The organism is Thalassotalea mangrovi, assembly GCF_005116735.1.
Classification (GTDB): Bacteria; Pseudomonadota; Gammaproteobacteria; order Enterobacterales; family Alteromonadaceae; genus Thalassotalea_A; species Thalassotalea_A mangrovi.
Window position 1 is genome coordinate 152148 of record NZ_SWDB01000004.1, and the last position, 14178, is coordinate 166325.

At 46.3% G+C, this 14178-nt stretch carries 18 protein-coding genes; 6 read left to right on the top strand and 12 right to left on the bottom strand.

What is annotated here, in order from left to right; all coding sequences use genetic code 11:
- Window positions 1-280: 280 nt before the first annotated feature.
- The 5 genes from E8M12_RS02445 to E8M12_RS02465 all read right to left on the bottom strand — a co-directional run bounded on the left by E8M12_RS02445 (window position 281) and on the right by E8M12_RS02465 (window position 4454).
- Window positions 281-835, bottom strand: a complete 555-nt coding sequence (locus E8M12_RS02445; protein WP_136734489.1) for a DUF3833 domain-containing protein — start codon at window positions 833-835, stop codon at window positions 281-283.
- On the bottom strand, window positions 832-1467 hold the full coding sequence (locus E8M12_RS02450) for a chalcone isomerase family protein (RefSeq protein ID WP_136734490.1): 636 nt from the start codon (window positions 1465-1467) through the stop codon (window positions 832-834). The genes E8M12_RS02445 and E8M12_RS02450 overlap by 4 nt, the downstream gene beginning before the upstream one ends.
- Complete coding sequence (locus E8M12_RS02455; RefSeq protein WP_136734491.1) at window positions 1464-1985, bottom strand: DUF2878 domain-containing protein; 522 nt, start codon at window positions 1983-1985, stop codon at window positions 1464-1466. Before E8M12_RS02455 ends, E8M12_RS02450 begins: the two co-directional genes overlap by 4 nt.
- Window positions 1986-2157: 172 nt before the next feature.
- A complete protein-coding gene (locus E8M12_RS02460) occupies window positions 2158-3267 on the bottom strand; it encodes an aminotransferase class V-fold PLP-dependent enzyme (protein WP_136734492.1) in 1110 nt (369 codons plus the stop codon).
- A 2-nt stretch (window positions 3268-3269) separates the two neighbouring features.
- Window positions 3270-4454, bottom strand: coding sequence for a PrnB family protein (locus E8M12_RS02465; protein ID WP_136734493.1), 1185 nt, complete (start codon window positions 4452-4454; stop codon window positions 3270-3272).
- 155 nt (window positions 4455-4609) lie between these two features.
- On the opposite strand from E8M12_RS02465, the gene E8M12_RS02470 reads away from it, so the two are divergent.
- Entirely contained in the window at window positions 4610-5068 is a 459-nt protein-coding gene (locus E8M12_RS02470) for an Lrp/AsnC family transcriptional regulator (RefSeq protein ID WP_136734494.1), read from the top strand.
- Window position 5069: 1 nt separating this feature from the next.
- Here E8M12_RS02470 and E8M12_RS02475 read toward each other — a convergent pair whose 3' ends face one another.
- Window positions 5070-5567 (bottom strand): DUF6491 family protein, encoded by a 498-nt coding sequence (locus tag E8M12_RS02475; RefSeq protein ID WP_136734495.1) that lies wholly within the window; start codon window positions 5565-5567, stop codon window positions 5070-5072.
- Window positions 5568-5812: 245 nt separating this feature from the next.
- Between E8M12_RS02475 and E8M12_RS02480 the strand changes: the two genes are divergently transcribed.
- Window positions 5813-7207, top strand: coding sequence for a DUF1800 domain-containing protein (locus E8M12_RS02480; protein ID WP_246033988.1), 1395 nt, complete (start codon window positions 5813-5815; stop codon window positions 7205-7207).
- Between the two features lie 2 nt (window positions 7208-7209).
- Window positions 7210-8361, top strand: coding sequence for a DUF1501 domain-containing protein (locus tag E8M12_RS02485; RefSeq protein ID WP_136734496.1), 1152 nt, complete (start codon window positions 7210-7212; stop codon window positions 8359-8361).
- Here the strand turns inward: E8M12_RS02485 and E8M12_RS02490 are convergent.
- The 4 genes from E8M12_RS02490 to E8M12_RS02505 form a co-directional block, all read right to left on the bottom strand.
- Window positions 8350-8937 carry a GNAT family N-acetyltransferase gene (locus tag E8M12_RS02490; protein WP_136734497.1) on the bottom strand — a complete coding sequence of 196 codons (588 nt, stop codon included), beginning with the start codon at window positions 8935-8937 and terminating at the stop codon, window positions 8350-8352. The genes E8M12_RS02485 and E8M12_RS02490 overlap by 12 nt on opposite strands.
- A 12-nt stretch (window positions 8938-8949) precedes the next feature.
- On the bottom strand, window positions 8950-9561 hold the full coding sequence (locus E8M12_RS16525) for a lytic transglycosylase domain-containing protein (protein WP_136734498.1): 612 nt from the start codon (window positions 9559-9561) through the stop codon (window positions 8950-8952).
- Window positions 9562-9629: 68 nt separating this feature from the next.
- On the bottom strand, window positions 9630-9791 hold the full coding sequence (gene rsmS / locus E8M12_RS02500; protein ID WP_136734499.1) for a pleiotropic regulatory protein RsmS: 162 nt from the start codon (window positions 9789-9791) through the stop codon (window positions 9630-9632).
- Between the two features lie 49 nt (window positions 9792-9840).
- The gene (locus E8M12_RS02505) at window positions 9841-10659 is read right to left on the bottom strand and encodes a polyphosphate kinase 2 family protein (protein WP_136734500.1); all 819 of its coding nucleotides are present in this window, start codon (window positions 10657-10659) and stop codon (window positions 9841-9843) included.
- 152 nt (window positions 10660-10811) lie between these two features.
- Between E8M12_RS02505 and E8M12_RS02510 the strand changes: the two genes are divergently transcribed.
- Together E8M12_RS02510 and E8M12_RS02515 are read left to right on the top strand one after the other, a co-directional pair.
- Window positions 10812-11072: a DUF5062 family protein gene (locus E8M12_RS02510; protein ID WP_136734501.1), complete on the top strand. Its 261-nt coding sequence runs from the start codon at window positions 10812-10814 to the stop codon at window positions 11070-11072.
- A gap of 149 nt (window positions 11073-11221) precedes the next feature.
- The gene (locus tag E8M12_RS02515) at window positions 11222-11764 is read left to right on the top strand and encodes a putative outer membrane beta-barrel protein (RefSeq protein WP_136734502.1); all 543 of its coding nucleotides are present in this window, start codon (window positions 11222-11224) and stop codon (window positions 11762-11764) included.
- 52 nt (window positions 11765-11816) lie between these two features.
- Here the strand turns inward: E8M12_RS02515 and E8M12_RS02520 are convergent, their stop codons facing one another.
- Window positions 11817-12233, bottom strand: coding sequence for a hypothetical protein (locus E8M12_RS02520; protein WP_136734503.1), 417 nt, complete (start codon window positions 12231-12233; stop codon window positions 11817-11819).
- 231 nt (window positions 12234-12464) lie between these two features.
- Window positions 12465-13112 (bottom strand): outer membrane beta-barrel protein, encoded by a 648-nt coding sequence (locus E8M12_RS02525; RefSeq protein ID WP_136734504.1) that lies wholly within the window; start codon window positions 13110-13112, stop codon window positions 12465-12467.
- Window positions 13113-13368: 256 nt separating this feature from the next.
- Between E8M12_RS02525 and E8M12_RS02530 the strand changes: the two genes are divergently transcribed.
- Entirely contained in the window at window positions 13369-14139 is a 771-nt protein-coding gene (locus E8M12_RS02530; RefSeq protein ID WP_136734505.1) for an NnrU family protein, read from the top strand.
- The last annotated feature ends 39 nt before the right edge of the window (window positions 14140-14178 follow it).

A 14178-nucleotide genomic window follows, 5' to 3' on the forward strand; every position in this document is an offset into this window, starting at 1 on the left:
GTTTACTTCTTCTGTTTGTTACTGCTACGTAATGAGCAGCTCGTTAGTAAAATGGACTGAATAAAAATTCAGGTATACGAACATATGTCAGTGGTGAGTTATAAAGCAACGGTTAGTGTGTACCATTTTGTATCATTATTATTTGATATTTATTTAGGGCAGGTTAGTCGCATTATTGTGGGATAGACTGGATAATCACATCAAGGCAGGGTGCGTGGTAGCGCTTCAATCGCTACGTCGAGCGAGATCGTAAGTTGGGAATTTTTGAAGAGTAGTTTTACTACTCTTCTTTTTCAAAAAACAAGGTAACCTTGGCAACCGTAATGCCAACTTTTTTAATTTTGGCGATATTCATCATATGATTTTCGTCGATAAGCATCATCTGATCGTCAAACGAGACTTCGTATTCGCTGTCTTCGACCGTTAACAACATTTTGTATTGCCAACGAATGTAGGCACCCGACCGCTCGCCAGTTGCAGTACCAATAATGTCGTCGGCTTTGCCCTGATAGGTTGAGTCGTTCAGTCTCTTAATTACCCAGCGGCGAAACTGCTTTTCGCCGTCATCATAGAGAAAGTATTCATCGAGTACACCTGTGTCGCCCTCCCAGCTGGCATCGATATCGACAGTGAAACGACGGACAAAATCGTCACTGAAATTGGTGACCAGGCCATACGCCTTTACCTTGCCGTTAAAAAACTGCTCGAGCTTAAAATCCGGCCCTGTGGTTTGATATTCCTCGACAGATTGTGAGCAACTGCTAAGCAGCAGGATAACCCAGAGTGCAGCGAATATTACAGTTAGCGTTTTGCAGGATGACGGTATTAGTTTCATTGATTTTGTCCGGTTAGCTGTTTCATCAATTTTGGTCGCGACGACTTCTCTGATAGCCAAATCGCCAGGAACTGGTCGATTTGAATGCTCGGCTCGAATTCATGGATCAGTTGCTGGTTGTGGAACAGTTTCGCATCGCCCGATGAACTTGTCTCAATAGTGAGGGAGTCCTGCTCCTGGATGTCCGGAAAAACGTCGCCTAACTGGGCAATGAATGATGAATTGCGCGGGTGCTCAAATTTCATTTTATGCCACTGCTTTTCAGTCTCTTCAGCGAGTTTTTCGCCCTCGATATCAAGGAAGTAGGTTAAGTGTAGCCTCAATGGGTGCTCGATACCCTCAGAGCCCGTGTCAAACTCTCCGTCTGGAGTAAACAATTTTGCCAGGTACACGTCCCAAAACAGGACTTTCAGTTCGGCTTGTCCCACTTGCTGCCAATCACTGATGTTAGCCGTGCCGCCGCCATCACTGCTGGAAATGGCAACCTGCTGACCCAGGTTAGGGTCTGGGGAGTGGGTGATGTTGCTCGGTTGTGTCGTATTTAAAGCATCAGCGAAAGCCATCGCGGGCGTGACGCTAAGCCCAAGGAACATTGCCATCGTTAATAATGACGAGGGTATTGATGGAATCATGAAAACTTCCTCCAACTACGTTGTGCCATCGGCATTAGACCTGCCCAAAACAGCACGAAGAACAGAATTTGTGGAATCAGTTGCCAGTCGAAGATGACTGCCTGGTTGAGGTGGCCAATGTAATAACTGAGTGGTCCGGATACAGCAGAAATCAGTGCTAGCTGCCAGTAGGATAGAGGCCAGTGCTGCAAAAAGACAAACGCGAAGCGGGCGAATCCAATCCAAAGTACACTCAACCACAGTGGATTGATGGTGAGGTCGTTGAAAGTCAACAGTCCGGCATTGATAAAGGCGAAGTCGGCAATGATGCCGATGCTGGCAAAGCCAACTATCAGTTTCAGGGATGTTGATCGCGGTGGTGCGACGCTGAACCATATCACTGTTAGCATGGCTGCAACCGCACCCCACTGCATGACCACGATTAAAAACCAGACAAGGTTAAAGGCCAAACCGTGCCATAGCAGTGATGGCGGCTTGGTCTGTTCGATATTCGCTTTGTTTACTTGGCTTGTACTCATCTGCGCGTCGACTCTTTACTCGTCGAAAGAACTCGTTGATGAATATATACGTAGCTAATACCTGATTGGATTTATCCTGTTAACCGAGAGATGAGTCTGAAAAGACACGAAGCTTTGCCGTTAGCGCTCACCAAAAGCGAGCCTGGCAACCCCCATTGGGCTGCCAGATATATTAAAGCTGTGCTTTTACCACCTGGATAAATTGCTGGACATCGTCCTTCTGATTGTAAACATGAGGAGATACCCGAATTCCCAGGGCACGGCTGTCGATAGCGATTCGCTCCTCAGCGAGTGCTGCCAAGACCGTTTCGTGCCTGTCATTAAAATGCATAATGGCGGTGCCTGAGCGGCTTGCCGGGGATTGCGGCGAACGAATAAAGTCACCAAGCTGCTGCCAGATCATATCGAGCATTTGCTGATTATGGTGATGCAACCACGTATTGTCGTGCTGGTTGAAGTACTTCAGGGTATGAGCGGCGATGGCATAGGGGGCGATTGACGGCGTACCGCCCCAGAATCGCATCGCCGTCGGGTGATATTTAAAGTGGTGAATGTCAAATTCGAACGGGTTTTCATGGGAAAACCAACCGACATCCACGGGCTGGCAGCTATCGAGATGCTGTTCATTTATCCATAGATACGCTGCTCCCGGACCGGAGCAAAGCCATTTGACACTGGAACCGATCATAAAGTCAGGTGCAGTTAGCGACAGATCCAGGGGGATGACTCCAGCGGATTGAGCGATATCCAATATGGAAATAATGCCCCGATCCCGCGCAAGGCTGATAATGTCAGCAATGGGGGCGAGTTGACCGCTATTTGAATAGGCATGGCTGATAAAAACCAGATCCACATCGTTAGTCAGGTGTTGATGCCAGACATTGCTATCGGTTACGTCCTGTGTCTCGGGGATATAACGTATCCGGGCATTCGGTAAACTTTGCTGTATCGCGAACCCCATACTTGGGAAGTCTTGTTCTGTCATAACAATGGTGACGTTTTTCGCAGAAAGGGCAGGCAAAGCGTGTAAAATTTTGGTCAGGCCCGATGACAGGTTAACCTGTGGGCAAAACAATTTAGCATCGGAATTGAATAGCTGGGATAATTGCGCGGTAAAGTCGTCGATAATGCCAAGCCATTGGCCCCAGGGTTCGGTTACCCCTCGTTGCCACGGGGCAAAAAACTGTTCCTGAAAGCTTTGCTCCAGGCTTTTTAACGGCCTGCCAACACTATGGTTTAACAGGTAATTACCGTCGGGAAGGTGGAAGTCGGCTTTACTCATTATTAGCGTTTATCCAGCGTCTGTTTTAAATCTTCAATATCCTGATAACGGGTGCGGATATCATCTCGTTTGGCGGCACATCGCTTATCCCTGAGTTTTTCCAGGCCATCAAGCAAGGCTGGTAGCGGAGGACCAGAGGCGGTCACTTTATCCATGTGTTGCTGCATCATTGACATTGATGGCACGCGAATATACTTCTCAACCAGTTGATTATGGTGTGCAATCGCCGTGTCGCCATGCAACTTACAGACGTCCAGAAACAGCTGTAAATTTTCCTGGTACCATTGTTGCCTGTGGGCATCTTTTGCAGCCAGGAAATCGTCCATCAAGCTTGGACGACGCATACAATCGCGAAGAATTGTTTGGTCTTCTGGCATCATATACAAAAACTTATCAACCAGCATCTGCGAGTAGGAGGGCTCGTTGGCAAAACACAGCCCAAGCTGCATATCAATGACGTTTATACCGGCAAAGTCTCCGGCGTTTGCACCGCGATACACTTCTTTACCGACCCGATAAGGTTTGTAATATGGGCGCACACAATAGAAAAATCGATCCGTATCTAATCGCTCAAATAAAATCTGATTTGAATCAAGAACATCCTGCAGTGCCTGCTTCGCGACTTTCAGTAAATCGGCGGTGATAGGGTGACTGATGCCGAGGGGCTGAATTTTTAATAACGCATCGGCCGCGCGTTTGTAGGCCAGGATCCCCTTAGTATTGTAATCGATGAACAGGGCTTCATCGGGTAAATCGGTGAAGCGCTTGTATACGCCGTTAATCGCACTGTTATGAGTGGTCAGGTGTGCTGTTGCGAATCTTGGTGTTACCCCAATGGACGCACCAATATGCATCGCCAGCGCCGATGCTTCCGTCAGCGGTGATACGGTTTCCCGGGTTGGTTCGGTAATTTCATGGCGGCGGCAAGCGGCCATAAACAGTCCCACATTACCGAGCAGGTTAAATGCATTATCAAAGCCTTCGTCAGTATTGCCTTCGGCCAATAAGCTGGTAATTAGCGCATTGCCCTCGGTGGTTAAGGTTTGTTTTAAATCATCACCAAGGTTTTCTACATTGGCTTTATCGTCCTGTTGCCAGTACAGGGATTCAAGCTCGGAATTAAGCTGACAAAATTCGTTTCTGATCCATTGATCAAAAGCACGGGTATTCGCAGTCACAGTATCCATCCTTCAATAAGTCGTTGTCTAAATGCTATCAAAGCTTGGTCAGTGAATTACGATAAAATAATTTAATAAATTTCTATTTTTGTGGTGATAATTCCTAATTATTGGTTATATTGTGGTGGAATACGCTATATTTCGCGTTAAGTGGAGAACCATGGGTGGACAATAAAGATTTACACATACTAGATGCATTACAACAAAACGCTCGTATTGCCATGTCTGAGTTGGCAGAACAGGTGAATTTATCCGATACACCATGCTTGCGACGTGTTAAAAAATTAGAGTCGAGTGGGGTAATAAAAGGCTACCGGGCGACCCTGGATGCGCAGGCACTGGGCTATTCAGTGCTCGTGTATGCTCAGGTTCGCCTGACCGAGAATTCATTCGATAAGGCCGAAGAGTTTGAACAGGCGATGCGTTCCCTGCCGCAGATTCTGGAATGTTCCGTGGTTACCGGGAGTTACGACTATTTACTGAAAATCATTGCCAAAGATCTGGGCCATTATGAACATTTTCTAAAATTGTCGTTGGGCAAAGTGTCAGCCATCGATAGTATTGAATCGACGGTCGTGCTCAAACAAACCTTTTCCAGGGATACAGTACCAGTCATTGATTGAGTTAGTCTTGCTGTAGCTTGTCTTTTTCTTCACTATTTTCGTCATTGTCGGTTGCTTGAGTATCGCCATCTTTGACATCACTGTTGTCGCTTGTTTTCTCTGGATGCCACTCGTGAATGCGGGTAATGATGCAGCTATCTGCCATACCTCCGCTCATGTCGGTCACGATTTTATCACCACGCGACAAGCAACTTGAGCCCATGCGCTGTACCGTCGCAATTCGGGTAAATGCCCATTGTGGGTCGCAGGTGCCAGACAGAGTCAGTTTGTAAGCTTTATTTGCCCTGGGGTAAATCAGCAAGGCCTTGCGTTCATTATCTAACGTGCTCCATCGATCAAGAGAACTTGCGTAACATACCTGCGAGACTTCTTTGCCCTGACGGGGATCCACCGGCTTTTGTTCGGCGGTTCCGGTGCCATTTGAACCACAACCGAAAATCATCAGCAATAGCGGAATACTGCTTATTCTAAGCCAGGAGTTTAGAGAGATATGCATCATTGTCAGGCCTTTTGGTTAACGAAGTTGAAACGAACTGAATCGATAATACCCATTCTAATTTGGTTAAGTTTCATCGAGTCAGAATGGAACAGGCTCGTTGCCTATGGTTCATATAGCGAGTCAGGTTAACACAGCCTGGTGGCTATGTTCGATTAAGTATAGCCGGCTTAGATTTGGATGATTTGGCAAAGCCAATGATCACTACTAAGTTAATAGTAGAGAGTAAAATTCATACGTAATCTATTATGCAACCAGTTGATAATGTCAATATCAGTCATGCTGCTGCTATTGCGGTAAATCGTTTTGGTATTGGAGCCAGGCCAGATGACCTGGCGGCGGCCGCCGCCGACCCGCAGGGGTGGGTGATGGCAAACTTGCGAGCCATCGATTTTTCCAAAAGTTCGTCGCCAAACTCATCACAAATTTTAATAAAACTGGCTGAGATTCGGCAATTACGAAAACAGCGCCAGCAACTTCTTGATAGTGGTATGCGTGAAGAAGATGGAGAAATACCACAAGAACTGATGGATCCGGCTGGAAACTACTTTCAGAGCACGTATCGTCAGCTGGCTACAGACAGTTTTAATCAGGCGCTTGCGTCCGAACATGGTGTGAGCTGGCGGCTACTTGATTTTTTCTCGAATCATTTCAGTGTATCGGCAAGTTCTCAGGGGATGACAGCTTTGGCGGCGACTCTGGAGAGGGAAGCCATTGCTCCGTACCTGCTCGGTTCTTTTACCGATATGTTAATTGCGGTATGCCAGCATCCGGCGATGTTGATATATTTGAATAATGAAAAGTCATTTGGACCGAACTCGATATTTGTTCAGCACGGACGGTTGGGCCTGAATGAAAATCTGGCGCGCGAAATTTTAGAATTACATACTCTGGGCGTAGACGGTGGCTACAATCAGGCCGATGTTGTCGAATTAGCGAAGGGGATTACCGGCTGGAGCGTGAAAAAGCCAGTCGATAAACATACCACGGGATTTAAATATCGCAGTTATGGTCATGAACCCGGAGAACGGATTCTGCTGGGGAAAATTTACCGTCAAAAGGGCATAGAGCAGGGAGAGGCGATGCTCAGGGACCTTGCCGCCCATCCCAATACTGCGAAATTTATTACCACTAAACTGGCAACTCATTTTGTCAGCGATACCCCGTCAAAGGAGCTGCTGCAGGCATTGCAACAACGTTGGAAACAATCCAATGGCAATATCCGACAGGTGATGGAGGCTTTGGTACGTCATCCCGATGCCTGGCACCATGATCGCGCCAAGTTTAAGAATCCGAAAGATTTTGTTTATTCATCGTTACGCGGTTTAGGGGTAACACAAGTGGGGCAGGGACAGTATTTTTCCACCATGCGCTCTCTTGGTCAGGCTCCTTTTAAAGCAGGCTCCCCTGCTGGTTTTGGTGATATGCAGCAAACCTGGGATGGTGCCAGTGCTCTGATGGCGCGGATCGAATGGACTACCGAAACCGTGCGCCGGACAAAACGAACGGAGCCGGAGACATTGATGAGTACCACCCTCGGAAGTACCGTAAGTCACGATACTTATGCCCATGTCAGTCGTGCCGAAAGTCGGGATGTCGCCATGACGTTATTTCTGATGAGCCCGGAATTCCAACGGAGGTGACGATGCGTCGTCGACAATTTATTAAAGCACTAAGCGCATCACTGGTAACAATTCATACCCCGTTGCTGGCGGCAACCCCCCTTGCGGTGAAGTCTGCAAGCAATGATAAACCCGCAAAGCTGGTTTGGGTGATCATGCGCGGTGCCCTAGATTCCCTGCATACCGTCGTGCCTACTTTTGAACCGGACATGGCCAGACTGCGTCCCAATCTGTATCCAGCCATTAAGGATGACTTATTGGCCATTGATAATGGTTTTGGTTTTCATCCGGCAATGACCCATATGCATTCATTGTACAAGAAGAAGCAGTTGTTGGTGATCAATGCAGTGTCTTCCGGGTTTGGCGAACGTTCACATTTTGATGGCCAGGATTTTCTGGAAAGTGGCCTCGCTCGGATTGATGCTGATTCCGGTTGGCTCGGGCGCGCTGCAGCATCCCGGGTTAACAAGGCCATTGCGGTATCGAATTCAGTACCGATAAGCCTTCGTGGTTACGACAAGGTAACTACCTGGTATCCATCTCGCTTTCATAGTGCTGATTCGGCAATTTTTGACGCCCTTCAGGACTTATACCAGTCGGATTCGTTGTTAAGTAAACGCCTCGCCCAGGGACTGGCGTTACGACAGTTAACCAGCGAAGGTAGCAATGGCTATAACCGTGGTCGCTTTGTCGATTTAGCCAAGTCCTGCGGTAAAATCCTTGCTAATGATCAGGGCACGGATTGTGCCATGTTGGAAGTTGGTGGCTGGGACACTCATAACTATGAGATACGACGTCAGCACAAACATCTGGTCGATCTCAATGAAGGCCTGCAGGCATTACAGGAAAGTTTAGGAGAATATTGGGACAATACGGTTGTGATCATGGCAACGGAGTTTGGACGAACCGTTAAAGAAAATGGCACCCTGGGTACCGACCACGGTACCGCAAGTTGTATGTTTATGGCGGGAGGTGCTGTGGCTGGTGGCCAGGTGTTAGGCGAGTGGCCGGGGCTGAGCCAAAAGCAACGGTTCGAAGGTCGGGATTTAGCACCCACGTCGAATACTTTTTCCTGGATAGCTTCGATATTGTCGCAACACTGGCGACTGGACAATCAGCAGATCGCCGAAGTCTTTCCTCAGGCAAGCCCTTACCGCGGTAATTTAATTGCCTGATTGTAGCTTATGCCATTCTTGGTGTAACAATCCATAAACCAATTCATCGTGCCAGCGTCCCCCTAAGGTGGAATGCTGGCGCAAACAACCCTCCCGTTGCATGCCAAGTTTTTCCATTAACCGAAACGACGATTGGTTTTCCTGCACGCAGTAAGCAACAACTTTTTCAACCTGGCAATCATTAAACAGCCAGTCCAGCAATTGGCTTACCGCTTCTTTAGCATAACCCTTTCCCTGGTGGTCAGGATGAAAACGATAACCAATTTCGACCCGGCGATACTCAAGGGATTCGAAGCGCAAACAAACCATGCCAATAAATTCATCGACACCAGGCAAACAGACGGCCAATCCCAGCCAGTTGCCGTCATCGCATTGCCAGGGTTTGAGAAAATCCTTTACCTTGCTTGCTAACGCCGCGTCATCTTCAATGTCAGCAATGTAGCGCATGATTCTCGGATCTTTATTGTGAGATAGCTCGGTCGCCAGATCCGTTGCCTGAAAATTACGGATTTGTAATCTTGCGGTTTGCCACTGGCAGTGATTAAGGCTGGTTTGAATGTCTGCTTTTGATAACATCTCGGGTTCTGCTTATGATCGGGCGTTGCGGTATCTTTGGTGCAGTATTCGCACCCTTTCAACGTAATTTCTTGTTTCCGTAAATGGTGGGATGCCGCCATATTTTCGAACATTACCTTCGCCGGCGTTATAGGCTGCGGTCGCTAATTTAATATCTCCGCGATATTTTTTTAACAACCTGGCAAGATGCTGAACGCCACCATAAATATTCTGTTCTGCCACAAATGGGTTGCTCACACCCAATGATTCTGCAGTTGCAGGCATCAGTTGCATTAATCCCTGAGCACCTTGCTTGGAAAGCGCTCTGTGATCAAAATGTGACTCGGCATGGATAACGGCACGAATTAGTGCCGTGTCGACCCGGTACTTTGCCGCTGCAGAGATGATTTCCTGCTGAAAGTCCTGAGTATTGAGGCGGGTTTGGTACCAGTTAACCGTTGAGTTGGTGCTGCATGCATAACATTCCGAACGATATAAGGTGTAGGGTCGAGCCTCTGGCTGTTTGTCAGAAAAGGTAACGACACCGTCTTTGGAAGTGTACTGATAAATGGTCGTATTATTCGCCAGACAAATGCCTGACAGGAAAAAAATCAGTAAGCTCAGTCCGTTTTGCCAAGTCGCCATAAATCCATTATTTTCTTATTGTTTTTTAAAATTCTATCGTGATAGTTATAACATAACCAAAAATCCAGTTATTGGCTATCTTGAGCCTCCGATTTTAACTTGTTTTGATAATCTTTTGAAACAATTGCCAGGGCAGCCAGAACGGTTTTGGCTGGCACCTTGTTTTCTTCCAGCAATTGAATTAAATCAACTGCCAGTTTTACGTGATCGGGAGCTTGTTCAAGTGTCATGCGGTGACCTCGCGCTAGATAAAAATCTTAGAGCGACAAGTGTGGTCATTTATTCAAACCCTAACTGAGTTTTTGCCCAGGCATACATTGCCGGATCAAGTTGTGGTGGTGTTGTATCTACACCTTGCTCCAGTAAGGTCACCAATCCTTGAATCGCTGAAACCCTGGCGTACCATTTGTGATTGCCGTTCACCAAGTGCCATGGGGCATGGGTAGTCGAGGTTCGGGCAAACATTTCGTTGATGGCTTGTTCGTACTCAGGCCATTTATCACGGTTGCGAATATCTTCTTCGGTGAGCTTCCAGCGTTTTACCGGATTGGTTAATCGCTCTTTAAAGCGTTGCAACTGTTGCTCTTTGCTAATATGGATAAAGGCTTTGATAATGCGCACTCCATCATCAATCAACAAGCGTTCAAATTCATTAATTTCCTGGTAGGCTCGCTGCCACTCATTATCGCTGGCAAACCCTTCAATTCGTTCAACCAATACCCGACCATAGTATGAACGATCAAAAATGGCGAACCGGCCCGGTGGAGGTAAGACTTTTTGAAACCGATAAAGATAATGTCGTCCCTGTTCTTCTTTGCTAGGGGCTGCAATCGGATACACCTGAAATCCCCTGGGGTCGAGTCGTTCGGTGATTCGGCGGATTAAGCCACCTTTGCCGCTGGCATCCCAGCCTTCTAACACAATGATGACTCGCCGGCCTTGATGGAAATACGCCTGCTGCACTGACAGCAGTCGTTTTTGCCAGTGGCTCAATTGCTGTTGATACTCTTTCTTAGAGTCGATATAGCCCTTAGTAAAATCGACATCATGAAGACTTGGGGTAGGACTATCAATGATAATGGCAGATGGTTGCTGCATTGCTACTCACTTTTATAAGGGGATGCATTCAGTGTTGAAGAGAACTGGAGAAAACTCAAGAAAGTCAATGACTCGAATCAATAATTACCACTATGATGTAACATGTAACACCTTACATGTGGCTAACAGAATTTAACCGTGGGGAATGCCTGATGAAAAAAGTGAAAAATGAAAAAGAGCTGTTGAAAAAAGCGTTACAGGTTGGCCAGGTTTATGCTAAAAACCGTGGCTATCAGAGCTTTGGCCCCACCGACTCGTTTGATCAGAAGGTTGAATGTATTTATCGATTACTGGTCAATGATAAATTGTTAATACCTTTGCCTGCGGATCAGGAAAATGGTGTGCATATGAAAAAACGGTTGGTGAAGTGGATCAGTCATCAGTTGCCAGCGGAGCATCCATTACTTAATTAAATCTATATTGCTGCCCCGGTATCTGTAATTGCCTTACATCCCGGTTTGCCGGTATCCGGTTTGAACAGGGTAATTAATTGTTTTACTTTGTATTATTAATCTCGTTTAATAGGGAACCTTGTGGTTTACGTTTTATAAGGATTCTCAGGATGAAGCCATTAAAAACAGGGATTTATGCCCTTAGTCTTATCAGTCTGTCAGTCGCGTGCCAGGCTAATGCCGAAGCGAGTTATGCAAAGCCTTTTTCTGTGGGCATCGGCAGCTATGCCTTGATCGTCAGTGCCGATGAATCCGGTTATGAAGATGATGAATTCTCTGGATTTCAACTTAATGCAGCCTATGCTTTTTCTGACATGGTGGCCGGCAAATTTACCTACTACAATACCGAACATGATGACTGGTCTGATTTGGAAAACAACGGATTTGACCTGGTGGGTTATTTTGGAACCGGGCTATTGAACGAAGGGTTTAAAGCATATATTGGTGGCGGTGTTTACCGGGAAACCTGGGAAGTTTCCAGCTTTGATGAAACCTTCAGTGGTTTTCAGCTAAATGGTGGTATTGGTTATCATTGGCCATCGGTGACCCTGGACCTGACCCTGGGTATTCGCTCGACCGGTGAATACGAAGACTTTGCCGAGATTGATACCACGGCCATGTCTTCGTCTTTATCAATAGGCTATCGTTTCTAAATTGATATTCTATTACGGCATTAAAAAGGGCACCATTTGGTGCCCTCTCTTTTTAAAAACTGTAACGCACACCAATGGCACTACTTAAGCCAAATTGAATTTCATCATCGTCATTACGGTGATCGTCATCATGCATTTCCAGTTGAGGTGCCAATTGTCCGTATAGTTCCCAACCTCTGGCGAAGTAAAACTTGATTCCTAATGGCATTCTCAGGCCGTGATCATGTTCACCTACGTAAGCACCAGCGCCCAGATACCAGCTAAGCGGTGATTGTTGCTCGAAGTTACCCGCTTTAAATAAATAATCAAAACTAACGCCATTGTTGCCAGCGAATAATTGTACGTTGTCGATTTGCGCCGTTACCCCCAGACCCTTATCAATTCCCAGGCCGAGTTTAATATTGGCAGATGCAGAGAATGGTAGAATTAAAGATAACGCTACTACCAGGCGTATTGCGAATGATTTCATATAGATAACCAAATATTGTCTTTGTTAAATTTATCTATCCCGGTTGCCGGTACAACATACCTGTGCATAGGATAAGTCTGGCGGGGGCAAATACCTAAACAGTATCAATTGCCAGCATCTTAATTAACTCCTTGGTGGCAGGCAAGAGAATCCATGTATAGCGGTATTGATCGCCTGAAAATTGTTCAATAAATGGTTTGGGATATATCTGTTGCAATAACTAGAAAAGAATCAGAAGTGATAGGCTAAACCCGCATTGATGCCGTATATATTCTCATTGTCGGTTTCGAATAATTCATGTTCTATAAAAAATGTGAAGCGGTTTTTGCCGCCTTCAATGCCGATTGCATAATGGCCGTCAGTATCGCTGGCAGACCCGGACTCGCGACGGTCAATATCGGTGATTTGCGGATCAAAGTAATTAACGGTCAGCTGCTTGTAATAATCAGATTGCCAGCTGAATACTCCAACCTTGCCATAGATAGCGGCGTATTCGGTGACCGGGATTGACAGCTTTAGATCGAATCGAAAACCATAATAATCAAGTTCATAACGGCGATAGAGTTCAACATTTCGTTCGCTTGTTCCTGCAAACTCCTGCCTGATGGTCTCGTCAAGTTTGCTGATATCAGCGAACCCCGCTTCAACCGCAATGTATTGATTTATCGGGATACCAGCATAGAGCTGATAGTAAAATCCGGTTTCATCAATTTTGCGTGATTGCAGGTCGTTGTTGGCGACTTCATAACTGCTGGAGCCTAAGCCAACTCCCAGGTAAAACGGAACAAGAGATTTTGGCAGCTCGGCCTGAACAGCGAAGGGCAGGAATAGCGTTATCAGCACTAATTGCTGACATGTCTTTATGACTTTATCGATCATTAACGCCTTACCAAATGTTATTGTTTTCTTTTATTTAATTTAGCAGGTGTTGCTGATATGACAACTTGTGGCAAGACCCAAAGTGTGTCGTTGTTGCTACTTAAAGGCTCTGGATTGTGGGATCTCGGTAAACGATAATTGCTTTTATGGGTTTAAACTTGCGATAACTTTTCAGAATCAGGGGCTGCGACTAAACTTGTGGCCAAAGCCTGTTAATTCGCGTACGTACCAAATCTCACCGGAGTAAGGAAAGCACATGAATAGCCCCCTTGATGTATCAACACATATAGACTCTGGAAGCTTAAGTAAGCGATTTTTGGTACTTATATACGGAATACTCGCCTACGTCGTGGGGTGCATAGGTTTGTTCTGGCTTATTCTTGGCGCTGGCTCATTGGTGCCAATCGGGATAAGTAACTGGCGCGCTGACTCTACAGGGATGGCGTTAATGGTTAACATCGGTTTAATCTTATTGTTTGCCATTCAACACACAGTGATGGCCAGGGGCGCATTCAAAGCCAGGCTGACTCAGCTGATACCAGAAGCTGCCGAGCGCCCGACCTTTATGTTGCTGTCCGGTATTGTTGTTTGCATCCTACTCTATTTCTGGCAATCGGTGCCGGGAGTGATCTGGCAGGTGCAAAATCAGATAGCTGTATATGTTATTTATGGTCTGTATCTGTTTGGCGTTATTTATTTATTGTTGTCGACGCTGGTGACGAATCATTTTGAATTGATGGGGCTACGACAGGTATACCTTTATTTCAGGAAAACGCCTTATACTCCACTGCCGTTCACCAATAAGTACATGTACCGTTACAGCCGCCACCCAATGATGCTGGGGGTTCTTATCTTACTTTGGTCGGTACCTGTAATGTCGGCGACCCGTCTTGTTATGTCGGTGTTATTTACCCTCTATATTGCGGTCGGTATTTACTTCGAGGAACGCGATCTTAACAAGAACTTTGGTGAAACCTATGCCGAATACAAACGTCGAATTGCGGCGTTTATTCCCGGGGTTTATTGATAAAAAGTAGCTTGCAAATGCCCTGGTAAATTGAAGTTA

Bases quoted from the DNA above. Each gene is read 5' to 3' on its own strand.
- E8M12_RS02445 (WP_136734489.1), bottom strand. From the start codon at position 835: ATGAAACTAATACCGTCATCCTGCAAAACGCTAACTGTAATATTCGCT.
- E8M12_RS02450 (WP_136734490.1), bottom strand. From the start codon at position 1,467: ATGATTCCATCAATACCCTCGTCATTATTAACGATGGCAATGTTCCTT.
- E8M12_RS02455 (WP_136734491.1), bottom strand. From the start codon at position 1,985: ATGAGTACAAGCCAAGTAAACAAAGCGAATATCGAACAGACCAAGCCG.
- E8M12_RS02460 (WP_136734492.1), bottom strand. From the start codon at position 3,267: ATGAGTAAAGCCGACTTCCACCTTCCCGACGGTAATTACCTGTTAAAC.
- E8M12_RS02465 (WP_136734493.1), bottom strand. From the start codon at position 4,454: ATGGATACTGTGACTGCGAATACCCGTGCTTTTGATCAATGGATCAGA.
- E8M12_RS02475 (WP_136734495.1), bottom strand. From the start codon at position 5,567: ATGATGCATATCTCTCTAAACTCCTGGCTTAGAATAAGCAGTATTCCG.
- E8M12_RS02480 (WP_246033988.1), top strand. From the start codon at position 5,813: ATGCAACCAGTTGATAATGTCAATATCAGTCATGCTGCTGCTATTGCG.
- E8M12_RS02485 (WP_136734496.1), top strand. From the start codon at position 7,210: ATGCGTCGTCGACAATTTATTAAAGCACTAAGCGCATCACTGGTAACA.
- E8M12_RS02490 (WP_136734497.1), bottom strand. From the start codon at position 8,937: ATGTTATCAAAAGCAGACATTCAAACCAGCCTTAATCACTGCCAGTGG.
- E8M12_RS16525 (WP_136734498.1), bottom strand. From the start codon at position 9,561: ATGGCGACTTGGCAAAACGGACTGAGCTTACTGATTTTTTTCCTGTCA.
- rsmS (WP_136734499.1), bottom strand. From the start codon at position 9,791: ATGACACTTGAACAAGCTCCCGATCACGTAAAACTGGCAGTTGATTTA.
- E8M12_RS02505 (WP_136734500.1), bottom strand. From the start codon at position 10,659: ATGCAGCAACCATCTGCCATTATCATTGATAGTCCTACCCCAAGTCTT.
- E8M12_RS02510 (WP_136734501.1), top strand. From the start codon at position 10,812: ATGAAAAAAGTGAAAAATGAAAAAGAGCTGTTGAAAAAAGCGTTACAG.
- E8M12_RS02515 (WP_136734502.1), top strand. From the start codon at position 11,222: ATGAAGCCATTAAAAACAGGGATTTATGCCCTTAGTCTTATCAGTCTG.
- E8M12_RS02520 (WP_136734503.1), bottom strand. From the start codon at position 12,233: ATGAAATCATTCGCAATACGCCTGGTAGTAGCGTTATCTTTAATTCTA.
- E8M12_RS02525 (WP_136734504.1), bottom strand. From the start codon at position 13,112: ATGATCGATAAAGTCATAAAGACATGTCAGCAATTAGTGCTGATAACG.
- E8M12_RS02530 (WP_136734505.1), top strand. From the start codon at position 13,369: ATGAATAGCCCCCTTGATGTATCAACACATATAGACTCTGGAAGCTTA.